The sequence below is a fragment of the Armatimonadota bacterium genome, assembly GCA_029907255.1.
Lineage (GTDB): Bacteria > Armatimonadota > UBA5829 > DTJY01 > DTJY01 > JAIMAU01.
The window spans coordinates 1-23,316 of sequence record JARYMF010000012.1; the positions used below are offsets into that span (position 1 = coordinate 1).

At 48.0% G+C, this 23,316-nt stretch carries 21 protein-coding genes; 7 read left to right on the plus strand and 14 right to left on the minus strand.

Going from position 1 to position 23,316, the window contains the following annotated elements:
- On the minus strand, positions 1–942 hold a 942-nt coding region (locus QHH26_10970; GenBank protein ID MDH7482475.1), incomplete at its 3' end, for a GerMN domain-containing protein.
- 146 nt (positions 943–1,088) lie between these two features.
- A complete protein-coding gene (locus QHH26_10975) occupies positions 1,089–3,275 on the minus strand; it encodes a hypothetical protein (protein MDH7482476.1) in 2,187 nt (728 codons plus the stop codon).
- Positions 3,276–3,604: 329 nt separating this feature from the next.
- On the opposite strand from QHH26_10975, the gene QHH26_10980 reads away from it, so the two are divergent.
- Positions 3,605–4,981, plus strand: coding sequence for a hypothetical protein (locus QHH26_10980; GenBank protein MDH7482477.1), 1,377 nt, complete (start codon positions 3,605–3,607; stop codon positions 4,979–4,981).
- A gap of 104 nt (positions 4,982–5,085) precedes the next feature.
- Here QHH26_10980 and QHH26_10985 read toward each other — a convergent pair whose 3' ends face one another.
- Positions 5,086–5,811, minus strand: a complete 726-nt coding sequence (locus QHH26_10985; GenBank protein ID MDH7482478.1) for a hypothetical protein — start codon at positions 5,809–5,811, stop codon at positions 5,086–5,088.
- Between the two features lie 27 nt (positions 5,812–5,838).
- Positions 5,839–6,273 (minus strand): hypothetical protein, encoded by a 435-nt coding sequence (locus QHH26_10990; protein ID MDH7482479.1) that lies wholly within the window; start codon positions 6,271–6,273, stop codon positions 5,839–5,841.
- A gap of 133 nt (positions 6,274–6,406) precedes the next feature.
- Here QHH26_10990 and QHH26_10995 point away from each other — a divergent pair, with 133 nt between their 5' ends.
- Positions 6,407–7,135 (plus strand): NTP transferase domain-containing protein, encoded by a 729-nt coding sequence (locus QHH26_10995; protein MDH7482480.1) that lies wholly within the window; start codon positions 6,407–6,409, stop codon positions 7,133–7,135.
- A 34-nt stretch (positions 7,136–7,169) separates the two neighbouring features.
- Here the strand turns inward: QHH26_10995 and QHH26_11000 are convergent, their stop codons facing one another.
- From QHH26_11000 to QHH26_11020, 5 genes are all read right to left on the minus strand, one after another.
- Positions 7,170–7,856, minus strand: a complete 687-nt coding sequence (locus QHH26_11000; GenBank protein MDH7482481.1) for a glycosyltransferase family 2 protein — start codon at positions 7,854–7,856, stop codon at positions 7,170–7,172.
- 44 nt (positions 7,857–7,900) lie between these two features.
- Positions 7,901–8,641 (minus strand): M48 family metallopeptidase, encoded by a 741-nt coding sequence (locus tag QHH26_11005; GenBank protein ID MDH7482482.1) that lies wholly within the window; start codon positions 8,639–8,641, stop codon positions 7,901–7,903.
- Entirely contained in the window at positions 8,638–9,090 is a 453-nt protein-coding gene (locus QHH26_11010) for a hypothetical protein (GenBank protein ID MDH7482483.1), read from the minus strand. The genes QHH26_11005 and QHH26_11010 overlap by 4 nt, the downstream gene beginning before the upstream one ends.
- A 100-nt stretch (positions 9,091–9,190) precedes the next feature.
- The gene (locus QHH26_11015) at positions 9,191–12,049 is read right to left on the minus strand and encodes a pitrilysin family protein (GenBank protein ID MDH7482484.1); all 2,859 of its coding nucleotides are present in this window, start codon (positions 12,047–12,049) and stop codon (positions 9,191–9,193) included.
- A gap of 98 nt (positions 12,050–12,147) precedes the next feature.
- A complete protein-coding gene (locus tag QHH26_11020) occupies positions 12,148–12,708 on the minus strand; it encodes a hypothetical protein (GenBank protein ID MDH7482485.1) in 561 nt (186 codons plus the stop codon).
- Positions 12,709–13,027: 319 nt separating this feature from the next.
- On the opposite strand from QHH26_11020, the gene QHH26_11025 reads away from it, so the two are divergent.
- From QHH26_11025 to dxs, 5 genes are all read left to right on the plus strand, one after another.
- Positions 13,028–13,879 (plus strand): 3D domain-containing protein, encoded by an 852-nt coding sequence (locus tag QHH26_11025; GenBank protein ID MDH7482486.1) that lies wholly within the window; start codon positions 13,028–13,030, stop codon positions 13,877–13,879.
- An 86-nt stretch (positions 13,880–13,965) separates the two neighbouring features.
- Positions 13,966–14,838, plus strand: coding sequence for a 16S rRNA (adenine(1518)-N(6)/adenine(1519)-N(6))-dimethyltransferase RsmA (gene rsmA / locus QHH26_11030; GenBank protein MDH7482487.1), 873 nt, complete (start codon positions 13,966–13,968; stop codon positions 14,836–14,838).
- A gap of 49 nt (positions 14,839–14,887) precedes the next feature.
- Entirely contained in the window at positions 14,888–15,844 is a 957-nt protein-coding gene (gene ispE, locus QHH26_11035; GenBank protein MDH7482488.1) for a 4-(cytidine 5'-diphospho)-2-C-methyl-D-erythritol kinase, read from the plus strand.
- Positions 15,845–15,907: 63 nt separating this feature from the next.
- Positions 15,908–16,705, plus strand: coding sequence for an NTP transferase domain-containing protein (locus tag QHH26_11040; protein ID MDH7482489.1), 798 nt, complete (start codon positions 15,908–15,910; stop codon positions 16,703–16,705).
- Between the two features lie 5 nt (positions 16,706–16,710).
- Positions 16,711–18,621: a 1-deoxy-D-xylulose-5-phosphate synthase gene (gene dxs, locus QHH26_11045; protein MDH7482490.1), complete on the plus strand. Its 1,911-nt coding sequence runs from the start codon at positions 16,711–16,713 to the stop codon at positions 18,619–18,621.
- 9 nt (positions 18,622–18,630) lie between these two features.
- On the opposite strand, the gene holB is transcribed toward dxs, so the two are convergent.
- The 5 genes from holB to QHH26_11070 form a co-directional block, all read right to left on the minus strand.
- Positions 18,631–19,668, minus strand: coding sequence for a DNA polymerase III subunit delta' (gene holB, locus QHH26_11050; GenBank protein MDH7482491.1), 1,038 nt, complete (start codon positions 19,666–19,668; stop codon positions 18,631–18,633).
- Between the two features lies 1 nt (position 19,669).
- Entirely contained in the window at positions 19,670–19,999 is a 330-nt protein-coding gene (locus QHH26_11055; GenBank protein MDH7482492.1) for a cyclic-di-AMP receptor, read from the minus strand.
- A gap of 19 nt (positions 20,000–20,018) precedes the next feature.
- Positions 20,019–20,639: a dTMP kinase gene (gene tmk, locus QHH26_11060; GenBank protein ID MDH7482493.1), complete on the minus strand. Its 621-nt coding sequence runs from the start codon at positions 20,637–20,639 to the stop codon at positions 20,019–20,021.
- Positions 20,640–20,783: 144 nt separating this feature from the next.
- A complete protein-coding gene (locus QHH26_11065; GenBank protein MDH7482494.1) occupies positions 20,784–22,328 on the minus strand; it encodes a R3H domain-containing nucleic acid-binding protein in 1,545 nt (514 codons plus the stop codon).
- Between the two features lie 198 nt (positions 22,329–22,526).
- Positions 22,527–23,240, minus strand: coding sequence for a DUF1559 domain-containing protein (locus tag QHH26_11070; protein MDH7482495.1), 714 nt, complete (start codon positions 23,238–23,240; stop codon positions 22,527–22,529).
- Positions 23,241–23,316 lie beyond the last annotated feature (76 nt).

Below are 23,316 nucleotides of genomic sequence, written 5' to 3' on the forward strand. Positions count from 1 at the left end.
ATGCTCCGTGCTGCAGTCGTAATAAGTGATTGTACCTGTAGGACAAGAAGTACCATAGCAGTCGCCTTGGTATCCATTCGTATGTATTGAAATATAAATATCCGTGCCGTCGTAGTCCGAAGCAAGCGGCCTGGAGCGGATGTCATCGTTAATCTCGGTAGCGCCGTCTCCAAGTGAGCACCCACTATAGCTTCCGTATACGCTACATGGATAGCCAACGTGCTGAAGCCAGTAACAAGCTGCCATCTGCCACCAAGGCTTGCCACTATACGAGCAAGTACCATAGTTCTTGTCTGTACAACGCACCATCTTTACGGTCATGCCATCCTGTGCCAAATAGGTCTGGATGTACTGGCAGATTTCAAGGTTGTGGAAATCTTCTTCGTTCAGCGGCGAGCAGTATACAGGTCGCTGAGTGTACCAGCCACTGCCGTTCCAGAACCAACCGTGACCAGGCGATAGGGTGATGCTGTGGCCAGATAAGCTGTTGATACTAATGCTGCTTCGGGGTTCGATAACGGGAGTTGGTGCTACCCACTCGGCGATTGGAATCCCGTCCGCAAGCACATTGACATTTGCATCGATTCCCCAGTTATACAAAGTCCATTTCACCTGGTCGTGAATCGCCATAAGGGCTGCTTCCGAAACGCCATTGGCGACAAGGCGTTTGGAGAAATTCACCGTTGCTTGATCTCCCTCAATTCTTAAATCAAGCAACTTCGTGCCCTTTGGAATGGCGGAGGTGAGGCCTGCCGCAAATGGAGTTCCTGGGGGTGGCGCGGCTAGCTGGGACAATGCCGAGTAGACATCTACGGCTTTCGGACAATTCACGACGTATATTTCGCCGAAGCCGTCTACGTAGGCAACTGGTCCTGCCAGGGCGCTTACTGCTGTGCAAATGCACGCCACTGTGACGAGGAGAAAAAGTGTTGAGGCTTTCATTGCATCCCTCCCATGATGATTTTTGCTCGTGCTTTCTGCGATCGCTGGTGGCCATGGGATTTTGGATGCGGTGGAAACGATCGACATAGCGCTTGCGAGCTTTACCGCAAGCAATTGTAATAAAAGCAAGCTTGTTTGTCAAGTTCTTAAAATAAAATTTCAATCCATAAGCCATCCGCTGAGTTCGGGTATTTGATTAGGAGCGTCTTGCTTTTTGCATCCCAGATTGATTCAACTTGGTTTTGGCTGTATTCTCCTACTTTAATTGACTTTGGCGAACGGGGGAGCGCTATGCGAGTTGCCGCAACGGTACCGGATGGCCCCTCGGAGTGGAAGCGTATGGAGTTCGGGGAGACTTTAACGCCAAGGACTTTTGATGCCGAGGCGATGATTTTAGGTTTTGTTAAATCAAGTTTCTGCAAATCAATCAGTAAAAGTCTCGCTCCTGGGTCAACTGTTACCTGACGAGTGATTTTCAAGTTTGCATCGAAAAGATTTACAAATAAGCCTGTCAACTTCCTTGGTGAGACTTTGAGTGTTTCTTCAAGGCCGGCGGCGATTACATAGGGTCCACGGCGAAGAATTAGATAGTTCGTTTCAACCCAGGGCAGTTTCGCTTGAGTGAATGCCTGCTTTGCCATGCTTACGGTAAGCTCAGCGCCTTTCGCATCCTTGGTCAGCGATGCTGGGCTAATGCGCTTGTATATGAGCGAACCTTTGCCGATTTTGTATATCCCTTCGCCTGATTTCGCACTAAGCCCCAGCAGTTCGAAGAGGTGAATGCGAGGTGCAGGGTAATTCATGCCGTTAGTATTCCACCATTCCTTCACTGAATTATACGGGTCTGAGTCGTCGTCAACAAAAACGAGCACGCCGCCGGCTTTTATCCAATTCGCTAAGTAGGTATGCAACTCAGGTGTTGGTGGCTTCATGCCTTCGTATGTTAGAAATAGCACTTTATAAGGCTTAAGATATCCTGGAAGGCCTATATTTTCGTACTGAACTGGGTGAACCAATGCCCCGCGTTTAAGCAGCGGCATAGCCAGCCCGAAAAACGACCCCATGTGAGGGTCGCTTGGGTTTGGTTCGCCGCGCTGGAACATCATTGTGTCAGAAACAAGTATTCCGATGCCGGTTACGCCGCAACTCCATTCAATTTTGGGTTGATTCATGTCATTAAGGGCGTTCATAACTATTAGCAATTCTGTGGCGTAATCTGGAGGAATATTCTCCCGCTCGACTTCCTCCCCCGGTTTTCGCTCGGTAATATCTTTTACAGGATACTTGCCTAGGAATACCCTGTCGGGCCACGGCGCAACCTCATAGCGCCATACGTCTGGCCACATAAGCGATGCAACTAACGTGCATTCCCAGTTGCGTTTGTAGTCTGCCCAGCTGTGCTCGGGATTGTCCTCGACTGGATCATTAAGAAAATACATCCGCCGCCCGGTAGAACGCACGAGATTACTACACACCCCATATTCGAAGAAGGCATACTCGAATGTCCGTTCTTTGCCGACTCCCTGGTACACATTCCAACTCCTTGCAGTGCCTGTCCAGACTTGCGCAATATATCCATCGCAACCGTTCAAGAGCACAAGGCTTTGTTCAGGGCTGACGATACCCCAGTGGGCGTAATTTAACATACTGTGAGTAGGGACGTAGCACCGAATCCGCCGCCCGATTTGCTTGCCATATTCGATAACAAAGTCGAAAACTTGCTGGAGTGCTCGCCGATAGAGGCAATACATAAGTTTTGATGCCCTATATTGAGCATCTGGTGAAGTGTGCGGTGGAATCCAAGGCTCGCCATAATATGCCTCCCATTCGCGCTTGAAGCTCTCTGCATAGCCGCCACGGACCCAAAATTCGGGCTCCTCGAGATAGATTGCTTCTGCTCCCGCATCTATTGCTTTTTTGACACCTAAACAGAGATACTTGCCGAAGGTTTCTGTTGGTGAAACGTAAGGAACATCTGGCCCATGGAGAATTGGATTGCCATATTTGTCCGTTTGTGCTTCATCTTCATGGCTTTTGCCATCCCAGCGGCCGTGGAAGTAGTCTTGATAACCTCCCCATGCGACACCGGTCATTAGGTGTACTCGATATCCCTGGTCGCGCCAACCTTTAATTCGCTCCGCCACGTTGCCGCCAAAGCCATAGACTATTGCGACATCGGATTTTAGGTCAACCTGTGGACTGAAGGGGCTGGCTATCTGAAAACTAGTTCGCTCAAGATATTGTTTTGGGTCGCGCATCTTTTCACCACTCGCCTTGCTGGTTATTAAAACAAAAAACGTTAGTATGGCGGTAGTCCACCTAAAATGCTTCATGCTATTTGAAACCCCGATTCAAATATAATGTTATCTCTGCAAATTATGTTATTCGCAGGCGAACTATTAACCTGCAATTATTTTTAATAAGCAGTTTAGGCGTGCTTTAAATTGGGTAGTAAGAAATTACATGCTTGACAAAATTAAAACCAAGCGTTATATTTACTAATAATCTGCAGCTATTAATAATGAGCTAACTTAAGCAAAGCCCTACTAAGCACCTTATATTTGGAACTTTCCAAAATAGTTTAAAGGAGGTGGTTGGTATTTTAGCGTTTTTTGGGCTAACGGCAGCTCAAATTATAGATTCAAAAAGGAGGTAGACTGAGATGAAGAGTTTTGTTATTGCTCTTTTACTGCTGGCTTCAGCGTTATCGGTATCATTGGCGCAAATCCCAGGAGCGATATGGACAACCGATGCTGATTGCCTGGCAGTCAACCGCAACATCTTCTACGCAAAAACCGACGTATATCTGAACGGCGGACCATCATGCAAAGGTTGCTTAGGCTTGCCTGATGGGAATTATTACTACCAAGTTACTGACCCATCAGGGTCGGTGTTGCTTAGCACTGCACCGTTGGAAGAGCGAGTAGTTGAAGTTGTTGGTGGACGGATTACTAGCTGCAAGCAGCTGTATCCATTTGATGACACCCCGAACCCTGGCGGGGAGTATAAAGTATGGGTGACGGCAGTTGCAGACTATGACCCGCTAGATCCTGCTGCAGTTTTTGGGTTCGTGCCGGCAAAGTCAAAAACCGACAACTTCAAAGTAAAGTGTAGTGAGGATGGCGGTGGTATTCAAAGCTTTTTCAGTTTGTCGGGCTATAAATACTACGACCTTGATTTAGATGGAGAAAGAGATACCACCGAAGTAGGCATACCTTACTGGAAAATAGCCTTATATGAAAACTCGATTTCACCAGAAAACCTTGTGGGAATACAATGCACTTCCCCTGGTGGGGACGGTGTGCTACCTGGCTACTATTTATTCCCAAATTTAGCGCCTGGCACGTATATTGTAGTCGAGTTGATGCCTTTGGGTCCATGGCTGCAAACAGGTCCAAAGGAAAGCAGCATTGACCTAAACCCAGATCCTATGGTTACTGTCACTACCAGCAAATACAATGATAACGGTATTGTTTACACCGTTGTTGTGGAAGAAGGTATTTCGAATCTTTACGCTGTCGAAAATATTGACTTCGGCAACATTTGTCTTGGCCCTGGTGGCGGGAAAACACTGGGCTTCTGGACAAATAAGAACGGCCAAGCGATACTCCAAAAGCCAGAGAATTGGAGTATAGTGACAGGGTCGGGCGCTCTGAGTTGCCCGGTTTTGGCAGGTCTTCCATATACAAGAGCTGAAGCGCCTTATCTTAATAGCCCAAGCGAAATTAAGCGCTTCCTAATAAATGCAAATGCCGTAGACATGAGATACATGCTTGCTGCCCAGTGGCTCGCTATGGGGCTAAATGTTCTGGTGGGCGATGTTAATCCGGGCTCAATAATCTATATGGGCGATGGCACGTTCAAGACAATTCTCGAAATCCTTGATGACGTTTGTACTAACGGTGCTTCGTGGGACCGAATGACGCAGGAGTATTTTAAGAACGCCCTGGATAAAGCAAACAATAATATGAACTTCGTCCAGCCCACACCCTGCCCGGTGGTTTATGACGACACACTCCCACCTTGCCCTGGGATGTAATTCAACTCACAGGTGCTGCGGTGAAATCAAAAGCCACAGCACCTGCACCACATGAATAGAGGCGACCAAATAGCCGCTTTGAAACCCAAAGTCCATTTAGGTATCTATAGCTTTATGTCCACAAGGCCGGTTACACTAGTTTGGGGTACCCGGCTTATGCGCTGAACCACATTCTCGCTGGAAACCGGCACTAAAACTTTTGCTCTTATTGCATTGCCGAACATGCCTTCCACTTGTGCAACGGCCGTGACTTTATCCAATTGGTCTCGTGAGCCGGTTACAAGCGCTCCTCCAACTCTGGTGCCGCTTCCAACGCTAATTATTGGCACGACTTTCTGGCTGGTGGCTGTTGCGGGAGTCTCTGTTTCTCCTGCGAAAAGTGCTGATTTGAGATTGACCTCCCACTGCCGAGCTAGAAGGAATGGCGTTGTCTGGTTTATCCTGGCATGTGGCTGGTCTGCCGTAATTATAATCTCGGAATTTGCTAGAACGACATCCTGGCCATTTATGCGTCCGGTTGTATAGTCTTCAGGCTGAAGGTGTTTTGTTACAATGTTTTTCAATCTTTGTGCAACAATCTCGGCTCTGCGCGCCGGAGAAAACCCGCCAGCAGTCGTTCTGATTCTGAAGATAACTTGGCCATCAATTAATACTTCGCCCACTTGCTGGCCGCTTATGATGGCGCTTCTTGAAGTAATCTCGGGGTTGGAAGTCGCCTGGGCAAAAGCAGGTGACAATGTCGGTGTTTTGTCAAGTCTTGAGACGCCAATTAATGCGTATGCAGCTATAACAATTAAAGCCAATGTAGCAGTCAAAACTTTCCTTTTCATTTTCTTCGGTTTCTCCTTTCACGGTTGTTAAATCTTGAAGTCGAGAATCGCCGAGACACCTACTCCTTCGATGCGGCGCATATTTCTTAACGGGTTTGTCGTGTCCATTGGGAAAAGCAGCCTTGCGCGGGCATCTGATATTCTTGCCTCCGCCTGACCAACTCCCCTCACATCATCTACTTTATCGGTTGGACCGACAACTTGAGCGGCTCCAACATATGCGCCTGAGCCAACCGAAATTATTGGTACAACCTTCGTAGTGCCTTCCCATTCCACACCATTCTGGCTTGCAAGCTGATTAACAAATCTGTTTATGTCGTTGCCGAAAGTTCGGACAACATACGCAATGCCAAACAATTTGAGCGCACGCTCAACCAGAGACTGTCCTTGCACGGTTGGTAAGCAAATGCTAAATGCCACTACTACCGCCAAAGTAATACAGATAATTTTGTATACAACCATCTTATTTCCACCTCGATATCGTTTGGTTTTTTGGCTTATACCCTTTAGCCTGATTCGCGAAACTGGCGGATTCGCTAAGGACAGCTTGTGAAAATCACGCCCAGATTGCTACAATAGTGCGGTGTTTCAAAATATGATGGAATTTCAGGCGATAGTATTAGCGGCAGGTAGGGGCCGCAGAATGGGGTCGAAGGAGCCAAAAGTACTTGTATCTCTCCTTAGTCGGCCTCTAGTGTGTCACGTGCTCGATAGACTGGCAGAAGTTGGGATAGAGCATCCAATAATTGTTGTCGGCGTGGGAGCCGAGAAGGTTCGGCAAACTTTGGGCGATAATTACTTATATGCTTTTCAACAAGAGCAGCTTGGCTCGGGCCATGCCGTTCTCTGTGCTGCGGAGCTTGCGCGCGGCAAATCTCGCAATCTCCTGGTTATGTGTGGTGACAGCCCCTTGTTCAAAACCCAAACCATTCGTTCTCTTATGGAAGCCCACTTATTTGAGAAGCCAACTATTACATTGGTTTCTGCTGTACTGGATGATCCCAGAGGCTATGGGCGCATTATTAGGGATTCGAACGGCGAGATTATGGCAATAGTGGAAGAAGTAGACGCTACCGACGAAGAGAAGGCTGTCAAAGAAATCAATGGTGGGTGCTATGCCTTTAATGCAGAGTGGCTGTGGGATAATCTTAACCTAATGACGGAGAATGAAGCTGGTGAGAAATGCCTTACTCAAATGGTTGATATTGCGATAAAGCAACACAGGCGGGTGATTTCCGTGTCCGCAGAACCCGAGGAAGTATTAGGCGTTAATACATATGATGATTTGGCTACTGCTGAGCGCATACTGGCTAGCCGAAGCTAACCCTACGTTTACTGCTGCAAAGTACTAGGCAAACTTACAGTCCATCATCTACTCTGCCGAGAGCTTGTCTAATACGAACTGCACTTCGTGAGGTTGAGATTATAAACTTTATAATTTCGCCATACATCTTCAGCCTTGCCCAAGTGCCGTGAATTCTCCCCAGCTTTTCTTCTTTCATCGGATGCGTCATTCCTGGGAGTGGAACGAATACTGTTACGAGGCCCTTTTGCGAAGCATATCTCCCCAACGCAATCTCAGCGCCAAAGCGTGCTTGTTCTAAACCAGGAACGGAGAGAACGTGCTTGCTGTAAATCGCTCGCTGGCCTGAGATAAAGGGCGCTAGGCTCTGAGCCCAGTCAGTACGCCACCTGCCGCCTTTGAAGATGCCAATGCTCATATCTGCCCTGCCTTCTAATACTGGTTGCAAAAGTGCCTCCGCAAGGTTAGGAGTTAGGCCAATTAAATCGGCATCGAAAAATGCGACGACATCTGCGCTAGCGCACTTAACGCCGGCGACCAAGGCAGCGCCTTTGCCAAGATTGCGAGGCAAGCGAATGGCAGTAACTCCAGGATAGCTAGCTGCTACCTCATAGGTTCTGTCCGTGGAGCCATCACTTACTACTACTATGTCATCTAATTTGCTACATTGCCGGAGTGCGTCGAGTACGGCTCCTATCCGGTGCTCTTCATTGTACGCTGGGACAATAGCGGCGACTCTCAAGTTATTCTCCTTCTTGTGCTCCATCATACTTGGAAATTGTAATGCTACTCAGCCCCACCGGCGCGCAAAGCATCGTAATATTCTTGAGCCCGCTTGATGCGCTCTGAGGTTACTGGGTGCGTCCTAAATATTTGTTCGAACCGCGAGGGTTGGTCCTTCTGTTTCTGGAGAAGGGAATTAAAGAAATTGATTAGCCCTTGTGGGTCATACTTTTGGCAGCGGTACATATACTTAATACCAAGCTTATCTGCCTCAAATTCTTGCTTCCTGCTCCATCGGAGAAATTGAAGATTTGCGAAAAGAGTTGCTATTTCTTTTGTTTGACCCTTTGTTAGTGTGCCGATTAATAGTTGCGCTTGTATTTCCCTGCCCAACATTTGAGCATGGTGTCTTGCAGCTATATGCCCGATTTCGTGTGCGATAACGCCGGCAAGTTGGTCGGGTTTTCCTTGGGTCTCATCTATTAGGCCCTTGTATATATAGACCCATCCTCCAGGGAGCGAAATAGCATTCACGTCCTTTATGTCAAGGATTTTGAACGTGTAAGTAAGGTCGGGCCTGTCTGAACAACGCTGTGCTAGATCTTGGCCAATTTGGTTTATCAATGCATTTAGGGCAGGGTCTTTGTCCACTGGATATCTGCTCTCTATTTGTTGGGATGCTTCTTGGCCAATTTCTATCTCTTGACTTTTGCTGACTAGCGACTCAGGTTTACACCCGCAAACAAACAGGCTAACGATCGCTATAATAAAAAGCACGAAAAGCATGCGTTTGAGGTTTGTCACTTTGTTCGGCCTCCTTTGCTGTCGTTTGCGGGCAGCCTCGATTGGTTGCTCCAAATCTTTTCTAAGGCACTGCTAGTCTGGTCAAGCTTTTTCCGAAGGTCTTCAAGCATCGTCCAGCTAGGTTTTTCAGTAAAACGAGGTAGCCGGTCTAGCTTCTGCAGGCTCTTTTGCAATTCGACCTTTGCAGTCTTAAAGTTGCCTTTTGAAATTAACTTTGTTGCCTGCTCAATGTGTTTACGGGCTTCTTCTACTAGCGCAAAATCTGTAGACTGAGTGCCAGCAGTTTGCTTAACCGCCTTAAGCTGGGCAACCTTGATTTGCAGAGCCAAAACTTGCGTTTTCAACGCCGATACCTGCCACGCATTGTATATAGATAAGGCAATGGCGACCGTAGCCAGGCTCATGAGAAACAGGCTGGACATACAGCCGCGATATCGGCTACCTCCCATTCATGGCCTCCGTCATTCGTATACCCCTGCTCTTTATGTGCAAAACCTAGAGCAATTGCCTGTCATTATACCAACAAGGTGATGTTGGTGCAACTGGTTGCTACCTTGAATTCCTACTTCCTGTAGCTTCTGAGTAAGGCCCAGCTATTACCAGAGTGTATCTGTCAGGATGGAGATATTTCTTTGCCATTGCGTTAACTTGTTCGAGAGTGACCGACCTGTATAGTTTCTGGTAGTTTTGGATATAATCCATTCCCAGACCAAAGAACTCTGCTGCCCATAGGATATTCGCAATTGAGGAGTTCTTTTCTAGTCGTACAGGAAAAACGCCGGTGATATAGTCAATTGCTGTTTGAACTTCTTCTTTTTTTGCGCCGTTACTCCGCATGAGGGTCATTTGCTCAATAAGGACCTTGATTGCTTTTTCGACATTCTTGGGATTTGTTCCCAGTTTGGCATACCATGGCCCTGCTCCAAGGTTTGCTTCGAAGGTGCTGTAGACGTCGTACACGAGTCCCATTTTGTCACGAATCTCATCACCAAGTCTGCTGCCAAGAGCACCGCCGCCTCCTAGCACAAAGTTCATTACCATTGCGGCATAAAAATCTGGGTCGGTACGTTTTAGCCCCCCTGCATAGCCAAGTATCACATCTACTTGTGATTTGTCTGGCATAGGAATTATTTTCTTTTCTATCTTTGTCTGTAAGGGCACGTCCGGAATCACTGGCCGCTCTCCAGAGGCGTCGGTATTCCAATCGCTGAAATAGGCCTTGATTTTTTCAATGGCTTGCTTCGCGTCAACGTCGCCGACTACAACCAAAATCATCCCTTTTGGGCCATAGCGAGACTTGTAGAAACTTACAATGTCTTCGCGCTCAATTGCAGATGTATTTGCTAGTTCTTCCTCGATTGTTAGTGCATGATATGGGTGGTCGGCAGGGAAGATTGTGCCTTTGAACGTGCGAAAGGCAAGGGCTTCTGGACTATCTTCCTCTTGCTTAATTGATGAAAGCCGACGCGCCTTTACTTTCTCGAATTCGTTTGTTGGAAACGTTGGGTTTCTCAGCACATCGGAAAGTAGGTCAAGAAGTTTGTCGAAGTATTTTGAGAGTGCATAACCTGTGAAGTTTGCCGATTCGGTAGATGCATTGGCATCCAGGCTCATACCCACAAAATCTTTCTCTTTCGCAATTTGGTCTGCACTTCGTCGAGTTGTGCCTTTCATCAGCATTTCTGCTGTCATTTCAGCCAATCCATGCTTGCCTGGTGGATCAAAAGCACTTCCTGCGTTAAGACTGCCCTGTATGCCGACTGTTGGATTGCTTCGGTTCTCATGGACAATAATTACTATGCCATTATCCAAAACGACTCTTGTAGGCTTGATGGAGGGCAGTGTCGGCTTAACTTTCGCAATTTTAGCCTTACTTGGTGGTTGATTCGGCGATGACAATTTGATAAAGCTAGCATTGGGGATAGTTTTCTTTTTGAAAGAAGGTTGAACGAAATTGGCTTGCCATTTATTTGATTTCAAAATGGGATGGATGAAGACAGAATCAGTGCCATCATAAGATGTTGCCTTATTTTCTGCAGGTCGGTATGCCGCATATTTGAACTTGAGCGGCAGAGGTTGGCCTCCGACTGCTGCAGGGTGTTTTCCTTCGGGTATAAAAGTGACAACCGTTCTGTTTTTCTCGGTGAAGTATTTCTTGGCGACCCGCTGGATGTCGTCTTTGGTTACCCTTCGCACATTTTCAAGATACCGTTCCACAAAGCGCCAAGAAAATATGGTTTCGAAATACCCAAGCTGGCGTGCCTGATTTGTGACGCTGTCATTGGTATAGACAAAGCTAGCCTCAAGCTGGTTGAGTGCTTTCTGAAGTTCTTCATCGCTTATGGGTTCTGTCTTAAGCCGTTCTATTTCTGCTATGAGGGACGCCTCAACATCCGATATCTTTACTCCATCTTTTGCGGTTGCGCCTAGGATGAAAAGATTTGGGTCTTTGCTAATTGATGCGCTCGCCCATGCTGATGTTGCAAGTTGCCTGTCAACGAGGGCTTTGTACAATCGGCTGCTCGTCCCACTGCCTAGAATAATCTCTATTACGTCAAGTGGATAGATATCCGGGTTGCCAATTGCAGGGGTATGGAATCCGATTACTATGCGTGGAACAGCACCGGCCTTTCGGACGACCGCACGCCTTTCGCCGATTTGTTGTTCTTCTTTTGCTGTAACCTCCGGCGGTTTTGGGCCTGCGGGAATCTTGCCGAAGTACTTCCTAACCATTTCAATCGCTTTATTAGTCTCAAAATCTCCAACTATTACGATAGTTGCGTTATTTGGCTGATAGTAGGTTCTATAGTATTTGTAAAGGTCAGCGCGAGTAATGCTCTCAATATCATGTCTGCGACCTATTACTGGCCATAGATAAGGATGCGAACGGAAAGCTAGCGAATAAAGTTCGTTGTAGACCAGACTCTCTGGATCGTTTTCATCTCCTTCGAGCTCAGAACGAACGACAATCCGCTCTGCTTCAAGTTCTTTGGGGTCAATTAGACTATTTACCATGCGGTCGGCTTCTATTCGCATGGCTAGCTCTAGTTTTTCGCTGGAGAGAGTCTCCCAGTAGAAGGTGAAATCTCGCCAGGTAGCTGCGTTGCTTATTCCACCGTTTTTGCGAATCAGGGCGTCAATCTCACCCTTCTTAAAGGTTTTTGTGCCTTTGAACTGCATGTGTTCAAGAAGGTGTGATAGCCCTGTCTTGCCGAGCTGTTCGTTTCGCGATCCAACCTTGTACCACACCATGAAGCTTACGACGGGCGCGGCGTGGACCTCTTTTGTGATGACTTTCAAGCCGTTTGGGAGGATAGTCTCGCGAACCTGTGTTGCAAACGCAGGTATACATGTAAGCAAAGTTGCAAGTATCAGGATTGGGATAATTCTAGCGGCTCTTGCTTTCAAAGATATTTCCTCCTGTGAGCGAACTCTGGGGTGATATTATAACAAAAAAAGCCCACTCTAATCATTGGGAGTGGGCTTTTCGTTGGGTATGAATTGTCTTATTTTGACGTTGCCGCTTCTCGCTGACAGGCTGGGCACATTGGGCGGCCAAATACTTTTGTGCTATAGGTAGCTTGTCCTTTTGTTATTTCTCGACCGCACCCCTCTGTTGTGCAATAGAATTGTTCCGGCTCTTTTCCTGTTGAGCCGCTCTTAGCTCCTGCTAGGAGTGGTTCACCGATTGGAAGAGGTGAATCAACTATCCGCTGACCTTCGTCGAGCTCAGGCGCAAACTGCGTCCCAAAGCCGCATACAGCGAGCGCGCGTCCTATGGAGCCCGTCTCGGCCTTCTCGACGTAGTCCGAGAATCCGTTTGAGGTTTCCATTTTTGTGCCTTTTGCCATCAGGCGTCCTTCGGCGTTATAAACGAGAGCCTCGAAGATTGCATAACCTTTGTCAACGTCAATCGCAACTGGCCTGGTTTCAATTCCCCAATCAGGATGTTCTTGGCGGAACCAAACCAACCTTGAAGCTACCGGCAAGTATTCTTTGCCACCTTGTACTTTGATTAAATGTTTCTTTACGTCAAATGCCATCTCTACACTTACCTTTCTAACCACTTACACAAGCTTAAAATGCGAAATGATGCTAAAGAATCTATTGCTGATACCAATAATTATAGAGGTTTTGTGACTTTTATGCAACAGCAACAAATGTTAATAATTGACAACGAAGTGCAAGTAATATCTATAGTAGCATGCATTCTTACCCTTGGTTGACACCCTTACCCAAGCATGTTAGAATATGACGCCTTGTAGGTAGCTCATTGAGGAAGCTTTGTAAAACTCAGGGTGGGTGTGCTAAAAGTTGCTTGATGGGGCCTGGGATGTTTCACATTTGCGCAAAATTGGGTAATTCCTCCGCCGGAGGGACGGATAAATGCAATTTCTTGGCCTAAGAGGTTCAAGCTTGTATTTCCTTAGCGAATCAAAATTCGCGCGAAAGGTTTTTCCGTGCATTGCCGCTGTCGCATTAATCTTTGCGATGGGCGTAACTGCGTCTACTCAAAGTGCAAGGCAATCTGTTTTGGTTTCGATTACATGCGATGGCCAGACTTGGGAATATGTCTCCTGCCAGGGAACGGTAGGAGGGATTCTCAGGGAAGCTGGCGTTGGGCTTGGCAAAAAGGACCTTGTCATACCTAGCCTTAGTACGCCGGCAAAACATAGAATGGCAATCCGGGTCATTCGAGTCGAGGAAAAAATTGTTGTTCAGCGTGAGCCTATTCCTTATAAGACTGTAACGAAATTCAATCCTCACTCGCGCCTTGACCGCGTCGTACTTCAGAAGGGCGTCGCCGGAGTGAAAGAGGTAACCTACAAGGTTACTTACAAGAACGGAAAAAAAGTTTCAAGCGAAGTTATTGGTGCGAAGGTTCTTCAAAAGCCACGTAGCGAAGTTGTTTCCATATCAAGGGGCACTTTGCTTGCATCACGTGGCGGGTTCGTCAGATGCCTTCGCATGCGCGCTACTGCCTATGCACCATACGTATGCGGTGGCAGCAAAAGCGGGCGTACAGCATGTGGTATGAAAGCCGGAAAAGGTATTGTTGCGGTTGACCCGCGTGTGATTCGGTTGGGCACCAAGCTGTATGTCGAAGGGTATGGATATTGTGTAGCTGGGGATGTCGGCGGCGCGATAAAAGGCAATCGCATTGATCTTGGCTTCAATACGTATCGAGAAGCTATTAGATTTGGTAGTCGGTGGGTTACCGTTTACGTTCTAGAATAGCCACTAGGTTTACTTTCAACTGCAAATCGGAAGCAGGAACTTTACAAAGATTATGAGCCACCGACTGATATGTGCTTTTATCTGCCATGCGCTCAATTGAATTGACGTCCCCAACCAAACTAAATGAGCTTTTTCGCCAACATGGCTTCTCCCCCAAGAAGCGATTTGGTCAGAATTTCCTCGTTGACTGGAATATCCTAAATAAGATTTTGGATGCCGCCGACGTTCGAGAGGGCGACCACGTTCTCGAGATTGGCGCAGGTGCCGGCACGGTTACGCTTGCCATGGCGGAGCGAGGCGCGAGAGTAGTGGCCGTGGAAATCGACGGCACTCTGCTTGACATTCTTTCAGAATTATTTGCTGACCACTCAAACGTTAGAATCATTCATGCTGACATTCTCAGCCTCAGCCTGCCTCAATTTCTTTCCAGCCAATTTGGGTCGGCAAAAGTGAAGGTCATTGGCAATTTGCCCTACTATATCACGAGCCCAATTATAACCGAGCTCCTCCTGGCGCGTTCACAGATCGAACTAATCGTGCTTATGATCCAAAAAGAAGTTGCCGACCGCCTGAAAGCCTCTCCAGGTACAAAAGATTACGGTTCGATGAGTGTTTTTGTGCAGTATTATTCGGAAATTGAGGTCATTGCTTATGCATCGAAGACCGTTTTCTTTCCTCGACCGGATGTATCGAGCGCGATAGTCCGACTGACGCCTCGCAGTGTCCCGCCAGTCAAGGTTCCAAGCGATGAGTCTTTTTTCGCGGTTGTGCACTGTGCATTTGGACAGCGGCGAAAAACATTGCTCAACAGCTTGTCCGACTGCCAGGCTCTCGGGCTCTCAAAAGACCAAGTCTTGCAAGTGCTTCAAAAGGCGGGTATTGATTTTTCCCGCCGCCCTGAAACCCTTTCCCTTGAAGAGTTTGCCCAAATAGCCTCAGCCTATTCTAGCTTGGAATAAGGGGAAACCAAAATGGAGTAAATGCCCTGGTTAGGTTGACAAGAGGCATATGCATACGTATACTGAACGAGTGAATTCTAATAGCTATACAGCCATCATTCATTCGTATGCTAAGGTAAACTTGACGCTCGATGTGCTTGACTTGATGCCCAATGGCTTCCACGCAATTGAAAGCATAATGCAGACTATCGCCCTGCACGACACGATTCGGCTTTCGCTGGTTGAGCCTCCTGGGGTCCGTGTGGTTTGTGATTTGCCAGATATCCCGACCAACGAGCGGAATTTAGCATACCGGGCAGCCGTGCTTTTTCTAGAAAACGTGGGCTTAAAGCTGGGAATCGAAATTCAACTTAAGAAGCGGATTCCGCCTGAGGCAGGTCTTGGAGGAGGGAGCAGCAATGCCGCCTCCGTACTTAGAGGTTTGAATCACCTTGTTGCAAGCTCAGAGCTAAAGGTTAGCAAGGATGGAGTCCTAAGTCTTGAAGCTATGATTGACCTTGCGGCAAGAATTGGCTCAGACGTGCCTTTTTTCTTAGTTGGCGGAACAGCGTTTGTTCGCGGCAGAGGTGAGGATGTCGAGCCACTGCCGGACATCCGGCGCTGGTGGATGGTCATTGTGAAGCCGCCATTTGGAATTTCTACTGCCTGGGCGTATAAGCGCTTGGATGAGATGCGTGAGGAATGTGGATGGCGGGTACATAAGGAACAAGGTACAGCTTCTGCACGTATGTTGGATTGTATTCGGAAAAATTGCGATGAGCTTCCCAGCCTGTTGAGCAATGATCTTGAGGCCCCTGCTCAAGAACGTCATCAGGAGATAGCCACCATCAAAAGTGCTTTAATAAAAGAAGGCGCAAAAGGGGCGCTTATGTGCGGAAGTGGTTCGGCTGTGTTTGGCCTTTTTGAAGATGAAGACTCAGCTCAGCAAGCCGTAAAAAATCTTAATTTTGGCTTTGGGAGAGTATTCAAAACGCATACGATTAGTAGAAAAGAAGCGCAGGTTTAATTTTTGAGCAAACTTAGCTTTTTTTAGTTTAATGTCGCCCAGAATCCTTATAAGGAAGGTACTATGGCTAGCAAGAATGAAAGCTGTTCATTACCCGCATTTATAATAGCAGGTGCGCCTGCCGAGCCGGAATTCGAGCGGAGGTATGGAGTGAAGTACCGATGCGAAGTACCAATCGCCGGCAGGGCAATGCTTCTCCGTGTATTGGATGCGTTATCAGCATCGCCTAGGGTCAAGGGTATATACATAATTGGACATGCCGAGTCAATCGAAGGAGCTTGCATCCTAAAGCCTCGCGGCAGTTTCATAGATAACTTGCTAGTTGCAGTGGAAGCAGAGCCCGAAGCTAAGCGCCTTTTAATTGTCACGTCGGACATTCCGATGCTAACGTCGGCTGCGGTTACTAATTTCATCGAACTTTGTGGCGACATGAGCGCAGATTTCTACTACCCTATAATCTCCAAAGAAGTGAATGAACATCGCCTGCCAGGCATTCATAGGACTTATGCCAGGCTTGCCGAGGGTATGTTTACTGGCGGAAATATGGTAATCATTAATCCTCAAATGGTGCTACAAAATGCAGGAATCATCGGGGAGATACTTTTGGCTCGAAAGCATCCCATGAAAATTGCACGGCTTATTGGACTTGGGACTCTCTTCCGCGCTGCATTGGCACAAAAGGTTTGGCCTGGAGCTTTAAGCATTGCGCGGCTGGAGCATGTAGCCGGTCGCATTCTTAAGGGCAAAGTAAAAGCTGTGCCCGTCGAATTCCCTGAGATTGGCGCCGACGTAGATTCGCCAGAGCAGGCGGAAACAATCGAAAGGTTGATTAAGCAGAAGCAGGAAGGTGAACGCAGATAGGAAAGATTCTTGAGAAGATAACTAAGCCAGCGGACCTAAAAGGTCTTTCGGCAGAGCAACTGAACACCCTTGCCGCGGAGATTCGAGAGGAAATAATTAACGGCGTGGCAAAAAACGGTGGTCATCTCGCTTCGAATCTTGGAGTGGTTGAGCTAGCCACCGCTTTATATGCATGCTACGATTTGCCGAAAGACATTGTTATATGGGACGTAGGACATCAGTGCTACCCCCATAAGCTTCTTACTGGCAGGTATCACCACTTCAAGACGCTTCGGCAGTTCGGCGGCATAAGTGGTTTTCCAAAGCGGAGCGAAAGCCCATATGACTTCTTTGGAACCGGTCATGCTAGCACGTCTATATCAGCTGCCCTTGGATTTGCAAAAGCACGCGATCTAAAGGGCACAAAAGAGCATGTGGTTGCAGTAATTGGCGATGGTGCGCTCACCGGTGGGCTTGCCTGGGAGGCACTAAATAATGCTGGCCAACTCAAGACGAGCCTAACGATTGTCCTCAATGACAATGAAATGTCTATTTCAAAAAGCGTGGGCGCGTTTGCAACTCATCTTAGCAAGCTACGCATGCTTCCGCTCTATAGGAAGATGGAGCATAGGGCGAAGGAAGTCATCGAAAGCTTGCCGGTAGGCGGTAAAACGATATCTCGAACTGCTGAGGGCATCCTTCATGGTGTGACACACCTGATTGGGGCACAAGCTGGTATTATATTCGAAGAGCTTGGTTTTACATATCTTGGTCCAATAGACGGCCACGACATTAGCCTGCTTCTTGATGTTTTTTACCATGTTAAGCAGATTGATGGGCCTGTGATAGTCCACGTCCTAACTACCAAAGGCAAAGGGTATGAACATGCTGAAAATAATGCACGAATGTTCCATGGAATCGCGCCATTCCAAGTGAAAGACGGCAAAGTCGAGCAAACATCAAGGTCGCTTACTTATACTGAGGCATTTGCCAATGCCTTGGTTGACCTTGCTGAGAAAGACGAGCGGATAGTTGCCGTGACGGCGGCGATGCCCGACGGCACAGGGCTAAGCAAATTTGCTGAGAAGTTCCCTGCGCGGTTTTACGATGTCGGCATTGCCGAGCAGCATGCTGTAACATTTGCAGCTGGGCTTGCGGCTGCTGGGCTAAGACCAGTTGTTGCGGTGTATTCAACTTTTCTTCAGCGTGCGTATGATCAAATTGTCCACGACGTATGCCTTCAAAAGCTCCCCGTTGTTTTTGCTATAGACCGTGCGGGACTAGTTGGCGACGACGGCCCAACGCATCATGGTGCTTTCGATCTCTCATATCTCCGCCATATCCCCAATCTCGTTTTGGCGGCGCCAGCTGATGTCGCAGAGCTTCGTGATATGCTTGCACTTGCTTTCTCTTATGATGTGCCGTTTGCAATTAGATATCCGAGAGGTTCGGCGATAGATATTACTGCATACAGGTCTTCAGAACCCAGCGTTTCGATGGGCATGGCGGAATTGCTTGCCGAAGGAGATGATGTTTGTATAATTGCTGTTGGTCCAATTGTGGCATCGGCTCTGAGAGCTAGGGAGATCCTTCAAGAGTCGGGGGTTTCGGCGGCGGTGGTGAATGCTAGGTTCGTGAAGCCACTTGACTCCAAACTAATTCTCAGCCTTGTGTCCCAATGCCGACGATTGGTGCTTGTTGAGGAGAATGCAGTTCAGGGTGGCTTTGGCAGCGCAGTTCTTGAATTGCTTGCCGCCTCGGGAATAGGCGATGTGGATGTCAGGCAAATTGGCCTTCCGGATGAGTTTGCCGCTCACGGTGCAACTTCAATGCTTTACGAGCTTTATGGTTTGGATGCCGAGCATATCGCGGCAGTTGCACTTGAGTTAGTAACGAGAAAGTCTAGCGGTCTTGAAATTAAAGAGATAAGAGGTTGAATATAACTATCATATATTATCAGGCCGAATATCAAACAGCATATTCTCAAGTGCTAATTGAGCAGTGACATTTCCAGCCAAGTATCGCCGTGTGTCCATTATTGACTTAATTGCCGCTTGAAGCCGCTCTCTTGTATAGAGAACCACCTGCTCTTTCAAATCATCCACCATGTCAATATTGCAAACTGGCGCGTCGTTTCCCCGAATCTTAAGCGAAAGAAGGTCAGAATACCAGGAAAGGATGTAGTCCAGCAGTCTGTGGAGCCTTCCAATTCGCGTGCGTTCGTCGGTATCCGACTGTGTTCCTTCGGCCATCTTGCGAATTGTCTCGGCGGTCTTGAATGCTAGTACTGGTGGCGAGGTGGGCCAATTGCGGATGAGTCCTAGCACAGCAGCTCGGTCCTCAAGCATCGCAGGGTCGGATGCCATGCGTATTGCTCGACCGATGGCGCCTTGTGAGCATGCAGCGATTAGCTTTACTTTTTCCTCGGGAAGGTCGAAATTTCTTTTTAACATCGCTTCGACCTCAGACGTCGAAGCTCGCATAAACCTTATTGTTCTGCACCTCGACCGGATGGTTGGAAGGAGAAGGGTGGGGTTGCAGGATAGCAGAATGAGGACGGCATAGGAGGGTGGTTCCTCTAGGATTTTAAGAATTGCATTTTCAGAGCTGGGGTTCAGGGTGTCTGCTTGTTCGATAATTACAACAGACCAACGGCCTCCAAGAGGTGCGAATTGAAGGCTCTTGATCATCTCTCGCATTTGGTCAATCTTTGTCTGGTCGCCTTCTGGGGTGATGATTCGGACATCGGAGTGTGTGCCGGCTTCTATCCGCCTGCAAGATATACATGTGCCGCACGCATCCTCGTTATTTTCGAAGGTTTTGTTGACGCAGTTTAGCGCAGATGCAAATGCAAGAGCGGTTGCCATCTTGCCGGTATTTGCTGGACCTACGAAAAGATAGGCATGTGCAACTTCGCCGCGTCGAAGCGAGAATTTAAGTGCACGAATGGCACCTTCTTGACCTTCAATGTCAGAAAACCTCATGTCAGAACCGTTCGAAGCGTTCTACATCCACAACAAAGACGACTGCGCCGCCGACAAGCACTTTTACAGGGCTTGGCATAAATACGCCTACCGGACCGGCATCTGGTGGGATGAAATTTGCATATTGCTCGCGGGTTTTGCAGCTATCTCGGATTACGCCAAGCAACTCTTCCAGCCGCTTTTCCTCGACGCCTATGAGAAAAGTGACGTTACCATCGCGAAGAAAACCACCAGTGCTTGCCAGCTTTGTAAACTTAAAGTTTGAGCGGAGGAGAGCCTCCGAAATCCTTGCTTTGTCTCTGTCGTGGATGACTGTGATGACTAGTTTCATTTTGGCCTCCCACAAGGTATTATATTGGCAATCCGAGCTTTTCCGCAACATGGCGTAAGATTTCCTGGTGGACTGTCTTGACATCGCGGGATGAATCTATGACGACAATTCTGTTGGGGTTTAGCCTTGCCTCTTCCAGAAAGCCGGCGCGAACTCGCTGATGATATTCAATGGACTTGCGCTCGATTCTATTCCACCTGCGCTGGCGTCGGAGGCCTGTCTCAACATCAATATCGAGGAGCAAAGTGAGGTGCGGCATCAAACCGTTTGTTGCAAAGTGATTTAGTTGACGAATAAGCTCTAAGTCGAAGCCACTGCCGTAGCCTTGGTATGCGGTTGTTGAGTCAATATACCTGGCGCATATGATGGTAACGCCAGCCTCAAGGCTCGGGCGGATTACTCTTTCCGTATGTTGGGCACGTGCGGCTAGATAAAGGAAAAGCTCGGTTCTATCGGTTATCTCATCGTCTGCTCCTTGGAGGAGAATGTTCCTAATTTTTTCGCTGATTGGGTCGCCGCCAGGCTCTCGCGTTAGCTTTACTTTGATTCCATGTTTTATTAGGGCATCGGCAAGCATTTCGGCCTGCGTCGACTTGCCGGATCCTTCTGGCCCTTCCAAAGTTATGAAATAAGCATCCACATATGTCTCCAGGCAATGTTTTTTTTCTTAAATAATTATAAATGAAAGCGGCTTAATCCTGAAATTTTCAAAAGCATTTGCCTAAGCCATACACTTTTTACTCTTAGATCTTGGTTGTTTGTGGGGGGACACTGAGAAATTATGTTATGGTCTCATGATTCTTACGCGACGAAATGGCTCGGTTCCAACGCTTTCTGAGATGAGTTTATTTTCTGCGGCAAGTTGATGTTGTAGCCGCCTGATGTAACTGCTTTGCGGCATTAGTTCCGCCATTTCCTCGCCCGCCAGAACCCGTTCTATTGCTTCCTCTGCCTCACGGAGCGCAAGCTCTTCGTTTTCAAATTCCGAAACCTTGAATATCGTCTTGAGAACCGTTGCTATTTGGGTGTACGTGTTGCTTTTGACGATATATGTAGGAATTTCGCGTTCAGTAGCATCTTTCAATTTAGCGGGTTCTTTCCTAGCATGTGCTTTGAGGGTAATGATTACATCTGCCTCTCGCCAATCTTTGGTGATGTATGCAGGGACTTTAAGTTCTCGAATTGCTCGTTCGAGCCTATTCCTACTTACACCATAGGGGAAAATTCGAACTGTCTGGGGTAGGGGTTTGGCTTGAGGAATTGGCGGCACCAGTGTGCCTACCTCTTCGGGAGCTCGCACATCGAGGTCGGCTTCTTGGACAACCTCAACTTCGCCCTCAGGGTTTCTGATGCGGATTTCAGGGCGAGGAGGTGTGCCACGCAGTAGCTTATCCACAACCTTCGCCACGTCGTGGTGAATGGCTAGCTTGTCAACTTCCATGATTTCTATGACTATGTCGAATGTCGGTGGTGCTTTTCGCTCTAGCACCGTTTTTTGTGTGCCTCTCCGCTTTGCCTCCTCGTCGCTAAGGGTTACTGCTTGGATGCCTCCGACAAGGTCGGAAAGAGTGGGGTTCATCAGTAGGTTTTCGAGCGAGTTGCCGTGGGCAGTTGCAATGAGCTGTACCCCTCGCTCAGCAATTGTTCGCGCTGCAAATGCTTCAGCTTCCGTGCCAATTTCGTCAATAACTATGACCTCAGGCATGTGATTTTCAACTGCTTCAATCATGACCGCATGTTGGAGCTCGGGTGACATAACTTGCATGCGGCGAGCATGTCCAATGGCTGGATGTGGTATATCTCCGTCGCCAGCTATTTCATTTGAGGTATCCACGACGACGACGCGCTTTTTAAACTCGTCGCTTAAGACGCGGGCAACTTCGCGTAGCTTGGTAGTTTTTCCGACGCCTGGGCGACCTAGCAAGAGGATGCTCTTACCGCTCTCCACGACGTCGCGAATTATGTCTATGGTGCCATATACAGCACGGCCAATTCGGCATGTAAGGCCGACTATTTTTCCTTGGCGGTTGCGTATGGCGGAAATGCGGTGTAAAGTGCGCTCGATTCCAGCTCTATTGTCTTTTCCAAATGCTCCGACCCGGGAGACTACGTAGTCAATATCCTCAGAAGTAACTTCTATATCGCAAAGCTCCAGTACCCTAAGTGGAAACCGGGCTTCGGCAGGCCTGCCGAGGTCAAGAACAATCTCCAACAGCTCGTCCAGGTCTGGTTGGTCCTGAAGGCAAGCACGAATGTGCGTCGGCAGGACATCGAGTAGCTGATCGAGGTTGTCAGTTATTTGCTCCTGGCGCATGCGCGTCCTTTCCATTGTAGATGTCTAATGACCAAAGGGGGTGCGCATCCCAAAAATTCCTTACCCAATATGCGCCGTTTACACAACTATGTTCTGCAAACTCTACGAAATTCCTGCTGAATTTCATAGTACATCAGCAATAATAGCAAGAGAGCGAACCTATTCTAAAGTCCGCTCTCTATGTCTTACTTTATTCGCCACTTGAAAGTTGCATTAATTATTGGCTGGTTTGGGCCCTGACATGCGGCACCATACATTTCCAACGTAGCCGAGTTCGTCAACGTTGTTATCCTTTAAAAGATAACGCTCATTTGTCATTGCGCTTACGTGGCCGTCAATCCAGAGCACGTTGTTCAGGCCGTTGTGCCGTCCTGGCGGTGCTATGTAGTTCAAGGGCGGGTTTGGTGTGGCGGCGAAGAATGTACCCTTCTGTCCGCCAGGCCAACATGTTTCGGCTATTCGCACTGTCTGTGCGGGATAGCGTACCTTGCTTAATGGTACGACTCGAGCATCGCTTCCATCGAGTTTGTACCAGCCACCGCAGTAGACGTTCATGCCATATGACCGCTCCGCAGACCAGGAGGCTACTTCGTCCGCTTCAAAGCTTGGGCATCTGTAGATTTTTCCCAAGTTCGTGCCTGTCATCCTACCCCCTTCGATTTGTTTTAGATAGGGGTCAAGCAATTGCGGCCAGTGTGCTCCTGCCCAGTCGAAAGGTGCGCCCCATGGAACGAGGACGTCATCCCAGTCAGACTGGTACATTTCGGCGGCTACGCCGAGCTGCTTTAGGTTGTTGGCACAAGTTGTCTGCATTGCCCTTTCTCGGGCTTTCGCGAACACAGGGAATAATATTGCCGCGAGAATGATAATAATTGCTATGACCACAAGCAACTCGATGAGTGTAAAGCCTTTCTTTCCACTCGCCATTTCCGATCTCCCTCCTTCTTTTTAAGAGTCATTTATTAGAAGGTAACCTAATTTGTAAGGCTTGTTCAGCCCTCTG